Below are 19,453 nucleotides of genomic sequence, written 5' to 3'. Positions count from 1 at the left end.
CTCTATTAGACAGTTTCCACGCTTCTTGGGGGCTTTTGTCCATTAGAACTTCTCTGTAAGAAATATAAGGCCATCCTTTAGCACATATGTTTATTTTATTTATAATAAACCCAACGCTTCACTCCTACTTTCACGAAATGCTTATCCAGTATCCTACTGATTCTTTTTTTAGATTCTATTACACCACACCACTCGTGAATAAGACGTGTTGTTATTTTGCGTTCTGGAAACAGAAGACGAAACTCTTCAACACTACGCAGAACAGATGTAATAATTGCTTCACGCTGTTGGCAGGTGATACAGACGACCTCTTTAACTTCTACATGTAGTGTAAATGAACTACACTTACAGCAGATCATTCCTTTTCTCAACGTTTCATAAGTGTAGGATGGCAACTGTGAAAAAGGAGATTCTTCTAAGTGAAGGGAAACTAACTTATTAGCAAGGTTCTTATGCTGCTTGGTTAGTTTGGAGGAGGATGCATTTAATTGTTTAATGAGACGGTTAAGTTGAGTGGGGAGAATAATTCTGTTATCTTGAGGTACTTGATACAAGGTGAACTCGGGGTTAATAAAAACAACGAAGGCTTTAATTTGAAGGCTGATTCCATGTTTGAAGAGTAGCTGTCGGAGTAACGATTCACTCCTCCCTATCTGGTGAAGTGGGTTATTAATTTCATACTGAGGCTTCTTAAAGAATTTGTCTTGTTCATAATGATAGTCACCTTCATAATTCTTTACTTCAAAGATATATAGTTGATTACCCGTTATGAGTAAAGAATCTATTTGAAAAGTGGTATTATTAGTTTGAAGTAAGAGGTCTTGAAGTAAATAACAATCACAATTCAATTTTTCAGTTAAGGCATCAAATTGCACTTCCCCCTCATACCCTCTTGTTAAATTTGAATAATATTGTTTATCATTCGGATGGAGCTTCATTCTTTTAAGCAAGGAGTTCCATATACATAACTCAGCAGGCACAGACCTGATCTTATATACCATTTTCCACATCCTTTCTTTATTTCCATCTATTATAATGGAACAAGAAGGAAACTGCCAACTTACCAGACTATCAACTATTTCACTCTCCACCGTGGCGGTTTACTTTTCCGCCTTTCCGGCTCCTTTTCTAATGTAGAAGAGCAATTTGGGCAAATAGAAGCCTTTGTAGGGATTGGCATACAACAGTACGGACATTCTTTCTTCATCATAGAGTCTATCGGATGCTGATGTGGTTTTTTCCAACGATTAATTTGTCTGATGACAACAAACACAGCAAATAAAATAATAATAAATCGTACAACAGCTGTAATAAATAATCCATAGTTAATCGTAACAGCACCAGCTTCCTTTGCTGCTAACAAGGATGGATAGCTGCTTCCATCCAGACTGACATACAAATTCTCAAAGTTCATCTTTGAATATAGCAATCCAATAGGTGGTAGCAGGATATCAGTAACAAGCGAATCGATAAATCCACTAAACGCTGCTCCCAACACCATTCCGACCCCCATATCTATTGCGCTTCCTCTCATTGTAAACTGACGAAACTCTTTAAATAATCCCATGCCTGTCCCTCCTATACTATTCTATGAATGGACATTGAAATTATGTGTAATACCTTTCTATTTTCTCAGATAAATATCTACCACCTTTAAATGGGAACTTGATCAAAAAACAACGGAAACTTGAAAACCATAAACTCGGCTCATGCAACAAAAAAAATCACCTCTTTCTTTTTTTGAAAGAGGTGATCCCATCGTACTATTCTTCAATATCCATCCATTTATAATTATCAGCACTAACTTGGTAAGTGATAAAATCCTTCACTTTATCGTTTTGCAAATATGCAGTTCCATTTTGATATAACGGTATTAACACAGCACTTTCTTCAATTAACAGTTGTTCTGCTTTCAAAAGTGCATCCCAGCGTTCCTTCGGCTTTGTTGCTAATTCTGATTTGGAACCAAGCACCAATTTATCATAGGTTTCATCTGAATATCCTGTATGGTTACCAGGACTATTTGTAATAAATAGATTTAAATACGTAAGCGGATCCTGATAGTCCCCACTCCAACCTGTAATAATCATTTCATAATCCTGACCTACGTTTGCAGCAATACTTGCCTTAGGTGTTAGTGGACGCAGATTGATTGTTAATTCCGGGAGTGCGTTTTCCAGCTGATACTTCAGGTTTTCAGATAAGTTTTTAGCAAAGTCGGAATCAGAGCTAGTTAACGTAAATTCTAATTTATCTTTCCCCAGCTCTTCCAATCCCTTTTTCCAATGTTCCTTCGCCTTCTCTACATTGTATCCAACGAGATCGCCATTTTGCTCTCTAAAGTCTTCACCTGTTACAGGATCTTCAGCCAAGCCTTTTGGCACATTCCCATGAGCTACAACGGATCCATTACCTAATAGCTCCTCAACAATGACCTCTTTATCAATTGCCATGTTCATTGCCTTACGAATATGAAGGTTAGCTAAATCAGTTGTTTCGCCATCCTTCCCCTGATTCATTTTAATATAACTTGTTGAGCCAGTTAGAAATGTATGGAATTCATCTTCTCCTTGAAAATGCTCCACATTATCACTAGTTAAGTTAACACGATCAAGCTGTCCTTTTTGATAAAGATTGATAGCCGTTTCTGCATCCTTAACTACATTTACTTCAATACGATCCACATTAACAGCTTCTTTATCCCAATACTTTTCGTTCTTTTTATATGTCCAGGACATGCCAGTGCCTGTCCATTCATCTAATACAAAAGGTCCGTTATAGAGTGCATGGTCACTGTCTGTCGCATACTTTTCTCCTTGCTCCTCAATATACTCTTGAGGTTGAGGGAAAAAGGTTGCCGTCGTGAGTAATTCTTTAAAAAATGGCACCCCGTTTTCCAAGGTTACTTTCAATGTATGATCATCCAGGGCTTCAATGCCAAGGTCATCAACTGGTTTTTCGCCTTTTAATATCTCTGTTGCATTTAACACGATCTCTTCCAACTGCGGGCCATATGCTGCTCCGGTTTTTGGATCAACCACCTTTTTCCATGCGTATTCAAAGTCATGGGCGGTTACTGGCGACCCATCTGACCATAGTGCGTCCTCGCGTAGTTTAAATGTGTAAACTTTTTTATCTTTACTTACTTCCGGCTCCTTAGCAGCGATAGCCAACTGCGGTTTCCCTTCCTTATCTAATCGGTACAAGCCTTCATTTATTTGATTAATAACATTAAAACTGAAATCATTATCGGCCATTACCGGATCAATTCCTGGTATTTCACCTGGAGCACTTATTTTAACAACTTTCTCATCCTTGTTAGAGGAACTGCTTTCTTTTTCTAGTTTATCCTCTGTATCACCACACGCTGTCATCAATAAAATGAGACCAAGGACAAATAGTAAAAACCCCTTATTCCACTGCATTTCTCTACCCCCTATGTTTTAATCAACAAGTCCTATTATAAGATTATTCTACAATAAAAGGCAACTAGGAATAGGAGGCATTTTCATATTTAATAAAAAACGAAGCGGGTATGCCAATAGCCAGAAGAAAAGAAAGCACAGTAAAAGTAATCATATAATTACCTATGTTCATTAACATAACAGCAATAAGTGGGCCGGCAGTCGCTCCGATAAAAAGGATAAAAGCATACAAAGAGGAAGCCAACGCCCTTTGCTTTCCTCCAAACTCTCCTATTAGAAGCATAATGACCGGAAAGAGTAAAGAGATTCCACCAACAAACAATATGCTTGTTATAATAATAAGAAGAAGGCTGGAAGATAGCCCCATTAATACTAAACAGATTGATGATAATGATAAACCAAACTTTAACATAGCTATTAGTCCAAATGTATTTACAAGCCGCCCTGCTAATGGAGAAAGCAACATTCCAATGAAACCAAATGCTCTAATATATAGGATCTCTGTTTCTGTTAACTGGAATGGCTCGTTCCCTAAATAATTCCCCAAGACTGTATACATTCCTACAAATGTAAGTAACAGTGTAATTGTAATAAGATAGCAGAGCACAAGATTTTTATATTTAAAAAGTGTAGTAATTTGATATAGATATCTTTTTAAACCACTGTATTTTAATCGCTTATAATCACGGGGTAAAAATAGTAGTACAACAACAAATGTAATGAGATAAAATAACCCAAAAACCACAAATACAGATTGCCAATCCAAGTAGTTACTTATCCCGCCGGCAAGCACCTGGCCAAAGATCCCAGCTGTTACATAACCAAAACTCAAAAAGCCAATAACAGTCACTAATTTTTGTTTTGGAAACATTTCAAAAGCATATGCTAAAGCGGTTGGTGCAAAGGTGGCAGCAAAGAATCCTTGCATCCCTCGGAGTATAACTACCCATTCTAATTGGTCTACCATCCCAATCAGTGGTGTAAGAATCCCAAGTGTAAGCAACCCGGTTAGTATTATATTTCTTCGGCCAAACCTGTCAGATAAGGGCCCAAAAAATAAAAATCCTATAGCATAAAACAATGAAAATGAACTGCTGGTCCAGGCTGCATGTGCACGGGTTGTTGAAAAGTAGTCTGAAAACACATCAATTAACGGAGTGGTCGTATAGACACTGGACACCACAATTAATGCACACCAAAAAAGGATTGATGTAACCAAAGACTCCTTCCTTTTTATCGAAGTGACTTCTCCAGACATAATGCTCCCCCCCATCCTTCTTATTATAGATATGAAGAGCTTTCACCTATTGTGCAGCTAATGCTTTTCCCGTTTCATTCATTTATTTGTTGCCGTTCTTCTCTAACTTATGAGAAAATAAAGGATGGCAATTAAGTAGAAAGAATCTTATTATGCAAGGAGAGTAAACAACATGCTTAAAAGAAAAGGCAGAGGGATTACCATTTTGATGGTTCTGTTACTGTTATTTACAGGTTGTAGCATACAAACATCAAAAGAAACCCAGCAAGACAATACATCAGAAGAATCTTCTCCTGCAAATACAGGTAACAACACAGATTCGGTAGAGAAAGAAAAGGAAGTAAAAGCACCTACTGAGGAGTTACAGAAGAAGGATGAAGGAAAGCCCGTACGCACCTTGCAGCTTGCTCTTCGTTCACTTGGTTATGAGGTAGAGGTTGATGGTGTATATAACGCGGAAACTACATTAGCTGTGACGGACCTTCAGCTGCAATTTAAAAACTTAGAAGGCACTGGAGTATATGATAAAAAAACGATCGAGACCCTTCAGAGGCTACTTACCACGGATAAAGGAAATTTCAAACCAAATAAAATTCTGGCAATGAATAAGGATGTACAAAAAGCAAATGGCGGTGCAACTGTTTTGCAAAACCCTTATGATCAATTGGCACTGGTAAATAAGCAACATGCATTACCAGCTGATTATATTCCTAAGGATTTGGTAACCCCTAACGTTCGCTTTCCGTTTACAGAAGATTTACCTAAAAAACAAATGAGGCAGATTGCCGCTACTGCATTAGAAAAAATGTTTGCTGCAGCAGATAAGGCAGAATTAGATTTATTTGCACAATCAGGCTATCGTTCCTATGAACGTCAGGATGCTATTTTTGCTTCAAATGTCAATGAACACGGGGAAGAAGCTGCCAATAAATTCAGTGCCCGTCCAGGCGAAAGTGAGCATCAAACCGGCTTAACAATGGACGTAACAAGCCCTGATATTAATTATAGGCTTACGACGGAATTCGGTAAAACGGATGAAGGGGAATGGATAGAAAAACATGCGGCTGATTATGGTTTTATCATTCGGTATCCGAAAGGTAAAGAAGACATTACAAAATACCAGTATGAGCCTTGGCATTTGCGCTTTGTAGGCAAAAAGGCCGCAAAAGAAATAATGACAAATGGAATTACTTTAGAAGAATACCTAAAGGAAAAATAGGAGAGATCTGCTCATATATAGAGCAGTTTTTTTCATATTAAAAGAGAAAGTTAGCCAATGCGTTCAGATGTAGGAGATTTTTCACCTTTTTCTACTAATTGATCTAGCACACGAATCCGTTCCAGAGCTACATGTTCCTCTATTTCCTTGTAGTGGTGCTTTCCTCCCGCCTCTTCATCTGCTTCATCTGCCATATGCACGACTTTTTGCAAAGGGTTCAATTTGAGTTCTCCTCCCGGCAAATAAGAATCCGTATGCAATAAAATAGCTACAGCAATCTCTTTGGCAGCATGCCGATCCTCCCCAACGCGGATTAGCAATTTATGCGCACGACTAGCTCCCTTAATTGCGTGTATATCATTTTCTTTATATAGCTCATAGTCCCATTCTCCATTGCGATACCAAGTATAATGTCCGACATCATGAAGTAATGCCGCTTTTGTTGCAAGGTCAGGGTCGACTCCCAGTTTTTCTGCATAGATAAATGCATATTCAGCCACGGCAATTGCATGTGCAATACCTGATCTTTTTAAATACTTTTGGGTAATCGGATGGGTGAAGATTTGTTCCAATGATACATTTCTCATTGCTACGCACTCCTTTCTTTAAATAAATTTTATAGACTATAACATGAATAAAGGATTCTTGCAATCTGTTATAGCCTTTTCTATAGGAAAATAAACATTTCATATCAGCTATCATGCTACGGAGGAGTTTACTGAAGACACCAACATACATTGCAGTATTTTGTATTATATAAAAAACAGTATATGAATTTCTTCATATACTGTAGCTCAGAACGGTTTTAAAATCATAAGGACGATAATGATTAAAAAGATTGTATTTTCCATACGTTCATAGAAAAATAATTTTTTCGAAAGCGCGAAGTAACTATCAGGAATTTCTTCTCCCTCTGTTTCTTTTAACAATGCTTTAATTGGCTTGGATCTGGGCGAAAGTATCCCTGGGCCAAATCCTAAGGCGATAATAAATAAGAGCAGACTCACTACATACCATCCTTGGGAAAATAAATAGGTATGTAGTAACCCCATCCATATTCCAGTAACTAGTAAAAGCGTCCCCCCAACCATCACAAAAATATGTAAACGATGTCGGATAAGGTAGGCATGTCTTAACTCAGTCATTGTTGATGCTTTTGTAACGACATAAATCATTACAAACCCAGGGCCCATCCCCAAAATTGCCGATATAATATGAACAAAAACAAGAATTTCATAGAATGTCATACTACAGCCCCTCACTATCTGTTCACTTTTCCCTTTTATCATACATCATTTATATAGAGTGAGGGCTGTGACATATCACACTTTCCATCAATTATTTTCAACAATTCCGTGGCATTTTTCTATTAGCTTTTCTCTTTATATAACTCCATAGGGTTTATTTGTTTTTCTTGTAATGGAATTTGTATCATTTGTAGTGTTCGTTCTTCTTTTGGCTTCTGTAAATCTTCATATATCTCTTTAGATTTAGCTAACCCTGCACTTTCCGCATCCTTTACCGATTGACAATAATACACATCTTTAATTCCAGCAAATCGCATTGCCGTTAAACACATGGGACAAGGCTCTCCACTCGCATACATTGTAAACTCGGAAAGGTCGTTCGTTTCAAAATCCTCTTGGGCCCTTCTTATTGCTATCAATTCTGCATGTCCACTGACATCATATTTCATGTGTAATTCATTTACACCTTCCGCTACAGGTATATCGTTCTTAACCAAAACGGCACCAAACGGCTGGCCCCCGTCTTTCACATTTTGTGCAGCTAAATCAACAGCTCGTCTCATAAATTTATTCATTCTTTAACCTCCCACTGTATCTTAGTTCTATTCTAGAAAAAGCCTCAGAGGAACTCAACCTATTGGCTTACTGTTATTCATATGTAATCTTCATGTCTCCAGGTTTAATCCATCCTTTTTTACGTAGGAATTCAGCAAGAAGAAAAGCAATAATGGCTGGCGCGACTATATGAAGAATTACTACACTCCATATCACTTCTACAGAAAATCCCATAGACTCAAAAGTCATGATCTGACCTACAAAACCACTTGTCCCCATGCCAGCACCAGATGCATTATTCGTTAACTTTAACCACACCGTTGCAAATGGAGCTAAAACAGCCCCGGCTATTGTTGGTGGGAGAAGGATAATTGGTTTTCTTATAATATTGGCAACCTGCAGCATCGAGGTGCCAATTCCCAACGCCAAAAATCCTCCAAACCCATTATCACGATAGCTTGCGATAGCAAAACCAATCATTTGCGCTGAACAGCCTACCGCCGCTGCACCAGCTGCTAGACCATCTAAGGAGAGCATAATAGCAATAGCTGCAGAGGAAATGGGTGCCGTAAGAGCCAGGCCCATTAAAATCGCTACCAAAACACCCATAATAAATGGCTGCTGTTCTGTTGACCAATTAACAATTTCACCAAAGCCCAGCATAAATGAATTGATTGGAGGACCAATAAATGTCCCTACCATAAAGCCAATAACAATAGTCACTAGAGGAGTAATAATAATATCTACTTTAGTTTCCTTATAAACGAGTTTACCAAATTCAGTTGCAAATAAGGCTGACACATAGCTGCCGGCAGGACCACCAAGTTCAGCTCCAAATGCTCCTGCAAATAAAGCAGAAAGTAAAACCAATGGAGGTGCCTTCAATCCATACGCAATCGCTACCCCTATTGCTCCTCCCATTATCTTTGTGTCCATAGCAAAACTTCCCATTTCAATTAAAACAGATGCTAATTCAGGAGAAAAATTCACCACAATTTGTTCTCCGGCTGTTTTAATGATAAGACCAATAATTAGGGAGGAAAAAAGCCCAAGTGCCATGAAACTCAAGGCAGTAATGATATATTCATTCGCTGATAAAGAAATACCTTTCCTATTTAAAAACGCTTTCAATTATTTACCTCCATCCTGTGAACTTATTCACATAAAAGTAAGAAATATTCCATGTTTTCTATTATACGGTATCGTTTAAACAAGGCAAGGCTTTTCTACTTATTCCTCGACCAGAGTTGTTGTTGCTTTTCATGTAGTTATTCGCTACAATTTAAATGATAATCATTATCAATTTTGTGATTGCATATAATGAGCGGAGATATAGAGGGAGGAAGGGAAAATGGAACATACTGATAATAAGACAGACTTGGCAAAGATTATTCGCGAAAGACGTGCAGTAAAAAAAGGCTATAATAACAAGGAAGTAAAAGAAGAAACCATTCGCGAATTGTTGGAGGATGCTGTGTACGCACCTACCCACGGCATGCGCCAACCTTGGCGATTTATTTTCGTAGGGGCTGATAAGAAGAACGATTTTGCGAAAAAGGTGGCTGCAACGTATCCAGAGGAAAGACAGCAAAATCGGGAAGATTACCTAAATGAACCGAATGCGCATCTTATCGTAATAATGGAAGAACCGGAAATTCAAAAACAATGGGAAGAGAATTACGGCGCTGTAGCTTCCATGATTCAAAACTTTTGGTTATTGGCTTGGGAAAAAAATCTTGGGGTTGTATGGAAAACGAACCCTCATATTTACGACCCACAAGTAAAAGAGCTATTAAATGTAAAAGAAAATGAAAAAATAGTAGGATTTATTCATCTTGGCTATTTTGATGAGAAACCAATGCCAAAAGATAGAATATCTGTAGAAGAAAAGTTTAGTAGATATAAATAAGAAGACACCCTATCTCCTATTAAATTGAGATAGGGTATTTTCTTTTGCTCAATTTATTTGCTGAGCTTTCTAAATCGAGAAAAATAATCGTTTGTCTCACCGATGATTACCTTATACAGAAAGAGAAGTCCAATTAAGTTGGGAATCATCATAAGCGCATTAGCCATATCAGCAAATGCCCAAACAGTTGTTAGACTTGCAACTGTACCAATAAATGTAGCACCAACATAGATAAACCGATAGATACCTAAATATTTTAGACCAAATAGATACTCAAAACATTTTGTACCATAGACATACCAGCCAAGAATTGTTGAGAATCCAAAGAAAACAACAGAAATCGATACAATATATTCTCCAATATTTCCAAGAGAAGAACCGAATGCTGCACTTGTTAACGCACCTGCATCAAGTGTTGGATCATGTGATACGCCTGATAGAAGACCTCCTGTAGTGTCCCAGAACCCTGTTACGAGTAATACAAGACCAGTCATTGTACAAACAATTATTGTAACAATAAATGTACCAGTCATTGCGACTAATGCTTGTTTCACAGGATGGGAGGTTTTTGCATTACCTGCAATTAAAGCAACCGTACCTAGACCTGCTTCATTGGAGAAGATCCCTTTAGAGACACCGTTTCGAACCGCTTCCATTACCACAATACCTGAAAATCCTCCTACTGCTGATACCGGATTAAAAGCGTATGTAAAAATCATTGAAAAGGCTGGTCCAATCTGATCATAATTAAGTCCTAATATAAGCAGTGAGGCTCCAATATAAAAAACAGCCATTACGGGCACGAACACGCCAGCAACCGAACTGATTCGCTTCAGTCCACCAAAGATAATAAGAGAAGTTAAAATAACAAGAATTACACCTGTTATTACACCTTTTACATTAAAACTATTTTGCATCACGTCAGCAATTGTATTTGACTGGACACTGTTACCAATACCAAGCGCTGCAAACGCTCCAAAAAATGCAAATGCGACTGCCAACGGCTTCCACTTTTTACCTAACCCTCGTTCAATATAATACATGGGGCCACTTGAATATTCTCCTGTTTCATTCTTTACACGATACTTCATGGCAAGTAGTGCTTCTGCATATTTTGTTGCCATTCCCAGTAAACCAACAACCCACATCCAGAAAATCGCTCCTGGACCTCCAAGTGTTACTGCTGTGGCTACCCCTGCAATGTTTCCGTTCCCAATCATACCTGCCAGTGATGTCATTAATGCTTTAAAATTACTGACGTCCCCTTCTGTCTCGTTGTCTTCCTTATCTTTAAAAAATGCTAGTCTAAGTGCATATAATAGTTTCGAAAATTGTAAGCCCTTTAAGATAAAGGTTAAGAATAAACCAGTTCCAACTAATAGTATAAGACTGGGGGCTCCCCATAAAATATCGTTGATTTGTTTCAATCCTTCTAACATAATTGTCCTCCTGTTAATACTCTTGTTGTCAGCGGCTAATAGACATTAAAGCGTTGGTGTTTCTACCCCCTTTTTGGTAAACGATTTCATTTCATTCGTTTAAGACCACTAAATAATCGTAATATATTTTTTAAATCTTGTATAGGAAAAATAAATTTCAGACTTAAAAGTTACTAATAATTTACGAGGTGGAGGGTATATTAAATATTATAACTATCTACCTTTGAAAATATCATTATGTGCATAGTTGGAAGAAACTGCGACCTAACTAAGAATATAGAGACTGCATAAATCACCGCTACGGGGAAATATTCCGCTTTCCGCGGGCGGCCTGCGAGCCTCCTCGAACTCACTAGCGTTCCGTTCTGCGGGGTCTCGCTAGTCTCGCTTTTCCCGCAGGAGTCTCCATAATTCCCCTTCGCTAAGGTGTATATCTTAAAGCTATTAAAGATAAGAGCCACTTATTCAATTCTTAAATACCTCAAATTAATCAATAGCACATACCAATTGATTGGAGCGGAAGGGGGCGACTCCTGCCGGAATAGCATGAGCTGAAGACCCTGCACGTAGCGTAGCGGAGGAAGCGGCTGAGGCCATGCCGGCGGAAAGCGTCCCCCTGCAGTGGAAATCAATGGGTCCATTCACCCCCTTAAAATGAGATAAACTACTACCAAGTTACGTCGGAGTTTATCTATTTTATGAACTATTTTAAAATCTTGGATAAAGCCAAAAAAATGGCCTCCTTTTATAATGGAGACCATTCTTATTCGCTTACTCCCAAAAGGAACTTTTTAGAGAAGCTTCGTCCTCATAACGTTCTATAGCAAGTTCAATTAACTCATTAATTAAGTCAGGATAGGATACCCCGCTAATTTCCCAAAGCTTTGGATACATACTAATCTTTGTAAAACCTGGTAATGTGTTTATTTCATTCACATAAATCTCGTTATCTTTTGTCAGAAAGAAGTCCACACGGGCCATGCCTTCACATTGCAGTGCTTGGAAAGCTTTTATTGCTACTTTCTGAATTTCCTTAGCGACTTCTTCTGGTAAATTAGCAGGGATGGATAGCTCAGCGCCCTTCTCATCAATATACTTAGATTCATAGGAATAGAATTCAGTATGTGGGAGAATTTCACCAATTTTAGAAGCCTTTGGTTCTTCATTTCCTAAGACAGCACATTCAACCTCTCGCCCTTTGAGTGTCTCTTCAATAACAATCTTTTTATCAAAATAAAAGGCCTGTGCTACACCTTTATTAAATTCTTCCTCATTCGTTACTTTGCTGACACCTACAGAAGATCCCTGATTTGCTGGTTTGATAAACAACGGTGTACCTAGTGAAGCAGCTATTTCCTGATAATTAATTTGATCTTTTTTATTTTTGGTAAACGAAACACCTTTTGCTACCTTTACTCCGGCATCTTTCAAAAGTCGCTTCGCAATGTCTTTATCCATGCATAAAGCCGAACTTAAAACATTCGGGCCTACAAATGGAAGGTTTGCTATACGAAGCATTCCCTGCAGACTGCCATCTTCACCTAAAGTCCCATGGACAATTGGGAAAACAGCATCCAACTGGTCAAGCTTCACTTTATTGTCAGCATGGATTAACTGGCTCTTCTCCTCCCCTGGCACAATGGCAACATGTTCATTTGACTGATTAAGTTGAATTAGCTTCGGGTTTTCCTCATGCAATAGATAGGAGGACTGATCATTTAGATGCCACTTTCCCTGTTTGTCAATTCCAATTAAAACAACTTCATATTTATCTTTATTAATCGCATCAACTATATTTTTTGCTGACTGAAGAGAAACTTCATGCTCAGCTGACTTCCCACCAAAAATGACGCCAACTTTTTTCTTCGCCATCCCAAACATCCTTTCATGTTTATGAATATAATAAACATAGCATAAATAAGGTTGACTCTAACAGTGTAAAGTCAAAAAATAATTGCTTTTTTATTACAATAGTTGCCATTGTTCCTTTTAGCGTAACTTCTGTTTTATTCTCACATACTCACAAAGAAGTTATATAAGTTGAATTGCTTATATATTTCCTTTTTTCAAAAAAACCTTGACATTCATCTAGGTATCCTATAATATAATTTTCAATAACTAAATGATTAAAGCAATGACGAAGAAGAGTAATCTATTTAAACACTCTAGAGAGCTGATGGTTGGTGGAAATCAGTGTGGTTTGGTAGATGAATGGGCTTCTGAGCTTCCAAACCGAACATATGAAACAGTAGGCTTTGGCGACTAAGTTCCACCGTTACCCGGAACAGATAGGAAACAATTTGTTTTCTGTTGCTAAAGTGAACTGTATTTGCAGTTAATAAAGGTGGTACCACGGTCCCTCGTCCTTTTTCGGATGAGGGGTCTTTTTGTTTTTTAATGAAATAGCATTTTTAATAACCATATGAATATCTATAAATAAATAATTAAAATCGTCGAGTAAGAGGAGTAAGCATATAAAAAGCGTTTGTAGAGAGCTGGTGATGGTGAAATTCCAGCACGTGGTTATATGCTGAATGGACTTACAAGAGGTTTCCTGAAAGAAAAAAAGCGATATGCCATGGAGTAATACCGGCTTGCTTTCAGACAAAAGTATGGAAACCCGGAGTTCCGCCGTTATACGGATAGAATATCGAGGCAATCTCTTTGTATAGAGACTTCTTCCGTATTCGAATAAGATGAGAAGATTAAATTTTTCTCAAAAGAGGTGGCACCGCGGTCACAATCGTCCTCTATAGACACATATTTCGATATATGTCTATAGAGGTTTTTTTATGCAATAACATAGGAGGAGATGAGCATATGAAGGAAATTTTAACTCATAAAATAGTTAAGCTAAATGCAGATACATTGACACCTATCCGCATTTTCCATCAATTATCCGGCCAAAAAAAGTTTTTACTAGAAAGCTCAGTTAAACACGAACAGAAAGGAAATTATTCATTTATCGGAGCAGATCCATACGAGGAACTGATTGGAGTGGGAAATACGACCATGATAATCAACCATGACTCCGATAAAAAAAGCACCGTTGAACAGCATGCACTAGAGTATCTCAAAGAAGCTTTCCAACAGATTGAGTTAGACATCCCGCTTCCCTTTTATGGTGGCGCCGTAGGCTATATAGGATATGATACCATTCGCTCGTTTGAAGACATAGGTGAGGAGAAAACGGATGATCTATCTATGCCTGACATTCACTTGATGATTTACCGAAGTATTTTCGTATATGACCACAAAAAAGAAGTGATTTACCTTATTGCAATAAATCAGGATGAACAATCAGAGGAAGTGCTACTTAAACGACTACGCAGCATGCAGGAAACACTGCAGAGAAATTTACCATATCAAGAAGAAAAAGAAACAACTTTTTCTTTTCAACCAGAGATAAGTGAAGAAAAATTCAAGGAAAAAGTCCGGACTGCCAAGCACCATATTTTAAGAGGGGATATTTTTCAGGTAGTTCTATCTCAAAGGATGAAAGCAGATATGAATGGATCACCCATCCAGTTTTATCGACAGTTGCGAAAAGCCAATCCCTCTCCCTATATGTTCTATATTGATTTCGATGAATATCTGGTATTGGGTGCATCACCAGAAAGCCTGATTCAAACGAGTGGCCAAACAATAATAACAAATCCAATTGCAGGCACTCGCCCGCGAGGTGAAACAAAAGAGGAGGATGAACAACTTATTCAAGACCTACTCTCGGATGAAAAGGAAATTGCAGAGCACCGGATGCTTGTAGATTTAAGCAGAAATGACCTTGGAAGTGTATGTGAGATTGGATCAATTACTATACCAACCTACATGCAAATTGAAAAGTATCAGCATGTAATGCATATCGTCTCGGAAGTCAAAGGGAGACTGAAAGAAGCTTGCTCCAGTATAGATGCACTTATCTCTTGTTTGCCGGCAGGTACTGTTTCTGGGGCGCCAAAAATTCGCGCCATGCAAATTATAAACGACCTGGAAGAAACGAAACGTGGTGTCTATGCGGGAGGGATAGGTTATATCAATTTCAACAATGATTTGAACATAGCGCTCGCCATCCGCTCGCTTGTTGTGAAAGACAACCAAGCATATCTGCAGGCTGGTGCTGGGATTGTATATGATTCCGACCCTGAAAGGGAATTCCAGGAGACCTTGCATAAAGCAAAATCGCTAATGGAGGTTAGTCAATATGATGCTGTTAATCGATAACTTTGATTCATTTACCTATAACATCTATCAATATTTCTCAGAGGAAAAAACAGAAATAAAAGTAGTTCGTAATAACGAAGTCATGCTTGCTAATATAGAGAAGTTGCAGCCCGAGGCAATTATTATTTCACCAGGACCTGGTCTTCCCGGAGAAGCAGGAATTTGTATGGAAGTCGTGCAGCACTTTTATAAGAAGATACCAATTATCGGCATATGTTTGGGTCATCAAATTATTGCAGAAGCACTGGGAGCGGAGTTAAAACCTGCAAAAACAATCAAACATGGGAAAACCTCTCTTGTTACCCATAATGGGTTGGGTCTTTTCAGCTATATGTCCCAACCTCTGGAAGTAATGCGATATCACTCCTTTGTTGTTGATAAAGAAACTGTCCCTGCTCATTTAGAAGTTGTTGCAACCTCTCTTGAGGACAATGAAATTATGGCCATTAAACATCGGACGCTTCCTGTTTACGGTGTTCAGTTTCACCCCGAATCCATTGGAACTACAACCGGAAAAAAGATGATACGTAATGTATTAAATGAAATTGGAAAGGAGCTTAATTATGAAACATTATCTTGAAAAATTAATTAACCAGGAAAGCTTGTCTGTGGAAGAAATGAAAGAAGCCACCACCGCCTGTTTTTCAAATGAGATTAGCCGTTCAGAAATCGCTTCTTTCTTAACAGCCTTACGGATAAAAGGAGAAACAGCTGATGAGATCACGGGCATGGTTGACGTTATCCGTACCCAATCCGCCTATCAAACAAGCAGCCTTCCTTATGTCATGGATAATTGCGGAACAGGTGGAGACAGATCCAATAGCTTCAATATAAGCACAACATCTGCATTCGTTATCGCAGGAGCCGGTGTAACGATTGCGAAACACGGTAATAGGAGCATTTCAAGCAAGACGGGCAGTGCTGACGTATTAGAGTATTTAGGTATTTCCCTATCCTTTTCTAAAGAACATACGGAAGAAATACTTCAGGAAAATAAAATCGCATTTTTATTTGCCCCCCATGTCCATCAGGCTCTAAAGCCGTTCAGCAATGTTCGAAAAGAACTAGGAATGCCGACTATTTTCAATGCCATTGGCCCATTGACTAATCCTATTCATCTTGACTCACAATTTATTGGCGTCTACAGACGTAACATGCTGGAAACGATGGCGGAGTCCCTACAAAAGTTAGGTAGACGGCGGGCAATTGTAGTGAATGGTGCTGGATTTATGGATGAAGCTTCTTTATCAGGCACAAATCACCTTGTAATGCTAAATGAAGGAAAAATTACCTCCTTCACCCTTCACCCAGAGGAAGTGGGATTACCTGTCTATACGAACGATTTAATCCGCGGAGGAGATGCAAAGGAAAATGCAGCTATTACCAAACAAGTATTACGTGGTAAGTCAGGACCTTATCTTGACACGGTCGTTCTAAACGCTGGTCTTGGTTTATACGCAAATGGAAAAGCCCCTTCCGTCAAGTCAGGAATCGAGTTGGCAAAAGAAAGTATTCACTCTGGTGCCGCACTCAAAAGACTGGAGAGGTTAATTGAATTCAGTAAGAAAACAAAAAGTGAGGTGGTCTAAATGTCTATATTAGAGAAAATCCTGAAACAGAAGGAAAAAGAAGTCGCTCAGCTTGTAAAACAAACGTTTGAACAACCAGACGTGAAAGAAGTTCCACCGCTTAAGGACACAATACGAAAGGCGAGTAATTTAAAAATAATTGCAGAAATCAAGCGCTCTTCCCCCTCTAAGGGAGCTATCCATATGGAGGTAGACCCAGTAGAACAAGCAATCCAATATGAAAACCAAGGCGCAGCTGCTATCTCTGTTTTAACAGACAATACATTTTTTAATGGCTCGATAAAGGATCTCCAAGCAGTACGCAGAAAAGTGAACTTGCCCATCCTATGTAAGGATTTCATTATTGATCCAATTCAAATTGATCAGGCTAGAGCTGCTGGAGCAAATATCATCCTGTTGATTGCCGCTGCTTTATCCGACAAACAGCTCCATTCATTGTATCAATATGCCAGAAAGCAGGGCTTGGAGGTTCTATGTGAAGTTCATAATGAAACGGAAATGGACCGGGTCATTAAGCTCAAACCAGAAATGATAGGAATCAATAATCGAGATCTTAAAACATTTAAAGTAGATCTTCATGCTACAGCCAGGCTGGCATCTATGGTACAAGATGAGAATACAGTTTTAATTAGTGAAAGTGGGATGCGGACAAAACATGATGCCCTTTTTGTAAGTGATGCCGGTGCGGATGCTATCCTAGTTGGTGAAACACTTATGCGGACGAAGGACTTACCGGAAACATTTAACCAATTACAGGTACCAAGACAAAGAGCAGGGGTAGAAGAAAATGCTCGTTAAAATATGTGGGATTACTACAGAAAAAGCGGCACAAGCTGCAGTGGAAGCCGGTGCTGATTTCATCGGATTTGTTTTCGCCCCAAGCAGTAGGAAGATCACTGTAGAAAAAGCAAAAGAGATCTCAACTACATTATCACCAACTGTTCATAAAGTAGGCGTATTTGTAAACGAAACTGTTGAAAATATAGCCTCTATTGCTGAAGCTGTAAATCTGGACTATATCCAGCTTCATGGAGATGAGCCGGCAAGTATCGCTGAGCAGCTCCCTTATAAAATTATTAAAGCTTTTTTAGTAAAAGGAAATATGAAAACGGACATAACGAATTATCCATGTGATTATTATTTAGTTGATAGCCCCAAAGCTGGCAGCGGAGAAACCTTTGATTGGAAGCTTATCCACAAACTTTCCCTAGACCACAGGAAACTAATTCTAGCTGGAGGCCTTTCTTCTGAGAATATAAGTCAAGCGATAAAACAGGTTAATCCAGTTGGGGCAGATGTATCAAGTGGTGTTGAAACAAATGGAAAAAAAGACAATGAAAAAATAAAAGAGTTTATCCATCTATGCAAAAATAAAGAAGGAAAGGATGATATCGATGGCAACATATACGATGCCTGATGCTACTGGAAAATATGGAGAGTTTGGAGGCAAATTTGTTCCCGAATTGTTAATGCCTGCATTAATCGAACTGGAGAAATTATATGAAGAAGCAATTCAGGATCCTGCATTTATAGAGGAGTTAAATAAGTATTTGGCAGAATATGTTGGAAGGGAAACTCCTCTTTATTATGCAGAGAATCTCACCAGGAGGTTGGAGGGTGCTCAAATTTACCTTAAGCGGGAGGATTTGAATCATACGGGAGCTCATAAAATAAACAACACAGTCGGCCAGGCGCTTTTAACAAAACGAATGGGCAAGAAAAAGGTAGTAGCTGAAACTGGTGCTGGGCAGCACGGTGTTGCTACAGCTACCGTATGCGCTCTCCTAGACTTAGAGTGTGTGGTATTTATGGGCGAAGAAGATATTAGACGACAACGATTAAATGTGTTTCGGATGGAGCTATTAGGCGCTGAAGTTCGTAGTGTTTCCCATGGTAGTGGCACATTAAAAGATGCAGTAAATGAAGCTCTCAGGTATTGGGTCAGTAATGTAGATGACACGCATTATATTTTAGGCTCTGTCGTAGGTCCACACCCTTTTCCAAAAATTGTCCGCGACTTCCAATCCGTTATCGGAAACGAAACAAAAGAGCAGTTTAAACAAAAAACAGGGAAACTTCCGAATGCAGTAATCGCCTGTGTTGGTGGCGGCAGCAACGCGATGGGAATGTTTTATCCTTTTATCCAAGAGGAATCCGTAACCATGTATGGAGTAGAAGCTGGTGGCCAAGGATTACAGACATCCAAGCATGCTGCTACCTTGACTAGCGGTACAATAGGGGTTCTCCACGGAACCATGACACATTTGCTTCAAAATGCACACGGACAAATCGAAGAGGCTTTTTCTATTTCTGCTGGATTAGACTACCCTGGAGTAGGACCAGAGCATAGTCATTTGCATGAGACAAAACGGGTCATCTATGATTCCATCACAGATAAAGAAGCATTGGAAGCCTTTCAATTTTTATCAAAGACAGAGGGAATAATCCCTGCATTGGAGAGCGCGCATGCGATAGCATATGCGATGAAAATCGCTCCAAAAATGAGTACAGATGAGAGTATTGTCGTTTGCTTATCAGGGCGCGGGGATAAAGACGTCGAACAAGTAAAATCAGCATTGGAGGGGAATTAA

The 19,453-nt window shown here is 38.8% G+C and carries 18 protein-coding genes and 2 other annotated features; of the genes, 8 read left to right on the top strand and 10 right to left on the bottom strand.

Annotated features, from left to right (window positions below; translation table 11 throughout):
• Nucleotides 1-95: 95 nt before the first annotated feature.
• From X953_RS02335 to X953_RS02320, 4 genes are all read right to left on the bottom strand, one after another.
• Entirely contained in the window at nucleotides 96-1,001 is a 906-nt protein-coding gene (locus X953_RS02335) for a nuclease-related domain-containing protein (protein WP_040956922.1), read from the bottom strand.
• Nucleotides 1,002-1,075: 74 nt separating this feature from the next.
• The gene (mscL, locus tag X953_RS02330; protein WP_040954197.1) at nucleotides 1,076-1,567 is read right to left on the bottom strand and encodes a large conductance mechanosensitive channel protein MscL; all 492 of its coding nucleotides are present in this window, start codon (nucleotides 1,565-1,567) and stop codon (nucleotides 1,076-1,078) included.
• A 196-nt stretch (nucleotides 1,568-1,763) separates the two neighbouring features.
• A complete protein-coding gene (locus tag X953_RS02325) occupies nucleotides 1,764-3,425 on the bottom strand; it encodes a peptide ABC transporter substrate-binding protein (RefSeq protein WP_040954196.1) in 1,662 nt (553 codons plus the stop codon).
• Between the two features lie 64 nt (nucleotides 3,426-3,489).
• Nucleotides 3,490-4,683 (bottom strand): MFS transporter, encoded by a 1,194-nt coding sequence (locus X953_RS02320; RefSeq protein ID WP_052350018.1) that lies wholly within the window; start codon nucleotides 4,681-4,683, stop codon nucleotides 3,490-3,492.
• Between the two features lie 172 nt (nucleotides 4,684-4,855).
• Here X953_RS02320 and X953_RS02315 point away from each other — a divergent pair, with 172 nt between their 5' ends.
• The gene (locus tag X953_RS02315; protein WP_040954195.1) at nucleotides 4,856-5,902 is read left to right on the top strand and encodes a D-alanyl-D-alanine carboxypeptidase family protein; all 1,047 of its coding nucleotides are present in this window, start codon (nucleotides 4,856-4,858) and stop codon (nucleotides 5,900-5,902) included.
• Nucleotides 5,903-5,952: 50 nt separating this feature from the next.
• On the opposite strand, the gene X953_RS02310 is transcribed toward X953_RS02315, so the two are convergent.
• From X953_RS02310 to X953_RS02295, 4 genes are all read right to left on the bottom strand, one after another.
• Nucleotides 5,953-6,489 (bottom strand): HD domain-containing protein, encoded by a 537-nt coding sequence (locus tag X953_RS02310; RefSeq protein WP_040954194.1) that lies wholly within the window; start codon nucleotides 6,487-6,489, stop codon nucleotides 5,953-5,955.
• A 207-nt stretch (nucleotides 6,490-6,696) separates the two neighbouring features.
• Complete coding sequence (locus X953_RS02305; protein ID WP_040954193.1) at nucleotides 6,697-7,149, bottom strand: DUF2269 family protein; 453 nt, start codon at nucleotides 7,147-7,149, stop codon at nucleotides 6,697-6,699.
• A 122-nt stretch (nucleotides 7,150-7,271) separates the two neighbouring features.
• Nucleotides 7,272-7,724 (bottom strand): nucleoside deaminase, encoded by a 453-nt coding sequence (locus tag X953_RS02300; protein ID WP_040954192.1) that lies wholly within the window; start codon nucleotides 7,722-7,724, stop codon nucleotides 7,272-7,274.
• Nucleotides 7,725-7,797: 73 nt separating this feature from the next.
• Entirely contained in the window at nucleotides 7,798-8,835 is a 1,038-nt protein-coding gene (locus X953_RS02295; protein ID WP_040954191.1) for a PTS transporter subunit IIC, read from the bottom strand.
• A gap of 220 nt (nucleotides 8,836-9,055) precedes the next feature.
• Here X953_RS02295 and X953_RS02290 point away from each other — a divergent pair, with 220 nt between their 5' ends.
• Nucleotides 9,056-9,613: a nitroreductase gene (locus tag X953_RS02290; RefSeq protein WP_040954190.1), complete on the top strand. Its 558-nt coding sequence runs from the start codon at nucleotides 9,056-9,058 to the stop codon at nucleotides 9,611-9,613.
• Nucleotides 9,614-9,666: 53 nt separating this feature from the next.
• Here X953_RS02290 and X953_RS02285 read toward each other — a convergent pair whose 3' ends face one another.
• Both X953_RS02285 and ddlA read right to left on the bottom strand, forming a co-directional pair.
• A complete protein-coding gene (locus X953_RS02285) occupies nucleotides 9,667-11,052 on the bottom strand; it encodes a sodium:alanine symporter family protein (protein WP_040954189.1) in 1,386 nt (461 codons plus the stop codon).
• A 771-nt stretch (nucleotides 11,053-11,823) separates the two neighbouring features.
• A complete protein-coding gene (ddlA, locus tag X953_RS02280; protein WP_040954188.1) occupies nucleotides 11,824-12,924 on the bottom strand; it encodes a D-alanine--D-alanine ligase in 1,101 nt (366 codons plus the stop codon).
• A gap of 253 nt (nucleotides 12,925-13,177) precedes the next feature.
• Nucleotides 13,178-13,423 (top strand) — a binding site (T-box leader).
• Nucleotides 13,424-13,496: 73 nt separating this feature from the next.
• Nucleotides 13,497-13,806 (top strand) — a binding site (T-box leader).
• Nucleotides 13,807-13,872: 66 nt separating this feature from the next.
• Here ddlA and trpE point away from each other — a divergent pair.
• From trpE to trpB, 6 genes are read left to right on the top strand one after another with little or no spacing between them, the layout of a single operon-like run.
• Entirely contained in the window at nucleotides 13,873-15,273 is a 1,401-nt protein-coding gene (trpE, locus tag X953_RS02275; RefSeq protein WP_040954187.1) for an anthranilate synthase component I, read from the top strand.
• Entirely contained in the window at nucleotides 15,254-15,853 is a 600-nt protein-coding gene (locus X953_RS02270) for an aminodeoxychorismate/anthranilate synthase component II (RefSeq protein WP_040954186.1), read from the top strand. The genes trpE and X953_RS02270 overlap by 20 nt, the downstream gene beginning before the upstream one ends.
• A complete protein-coding gene (gene trpD / locus X953_RS02265; RefSeq protein ID WP_040954185.1) occupies nucleotides 15,837-16,862 on the top strand; it encodes an anthranilate phosphoribosyltransferase in 1,026 nt (341 codons plus the stop codon). The genes X953_RS02270 and trpD overlap by 17 nt, the downstream gene beginning before the upstream one ends.
• Nucleotides 16,863-17,660, top strand: coding sequence for an indole-3-glycerol phosphate synthase TrpC (gene trpC / locus X953_RS02260; RefSeq protein WP_040954184.1), 798 nt, complete (start codon nucleotides 16,863-16,865; stop codon nucleotides 17,658-17,660).
• Entirely contained in the window at nucleotides 17,650-18,279 is a 630-nt protein-coding gene (locus X953_RS02255; RefSeq protein WP_040954183.1) for a phosphoribosylanthranilate isomerase, read from the top strand. The genes trpC and X953_RS02255 overlap by 11 nt, the downstream gene beginning before the upstream one ends.
• Nucleotides 18,257-19,453 carry a tryptophan synthase subunit beta gene (gene trpB / locus X953_RS02250; protein WP_040954182.1) on the top strand — a complete coding sequence of 399 codons (1,197 nt, stop codon included), beginning with the start codon at nucleotides 18,257-18,259 and terminating at the stop codon, nucleotides 19,451-19,453. The genes X953_RS02255 and trpB overlap by 23 nt, the downstream gene beginning before the upstream one ends.

The organism is Virgibacillus sp. SK37 (genome assembly GCF_000725285.1).
GTDB lineage: Bacteria > Bacillota > Bacilli > Bacillales > Amphibacillaceae > Virgibacillus_Q.
This window is presented reverse-complemented; position numbering and strand designations above follow the sequence as displayed.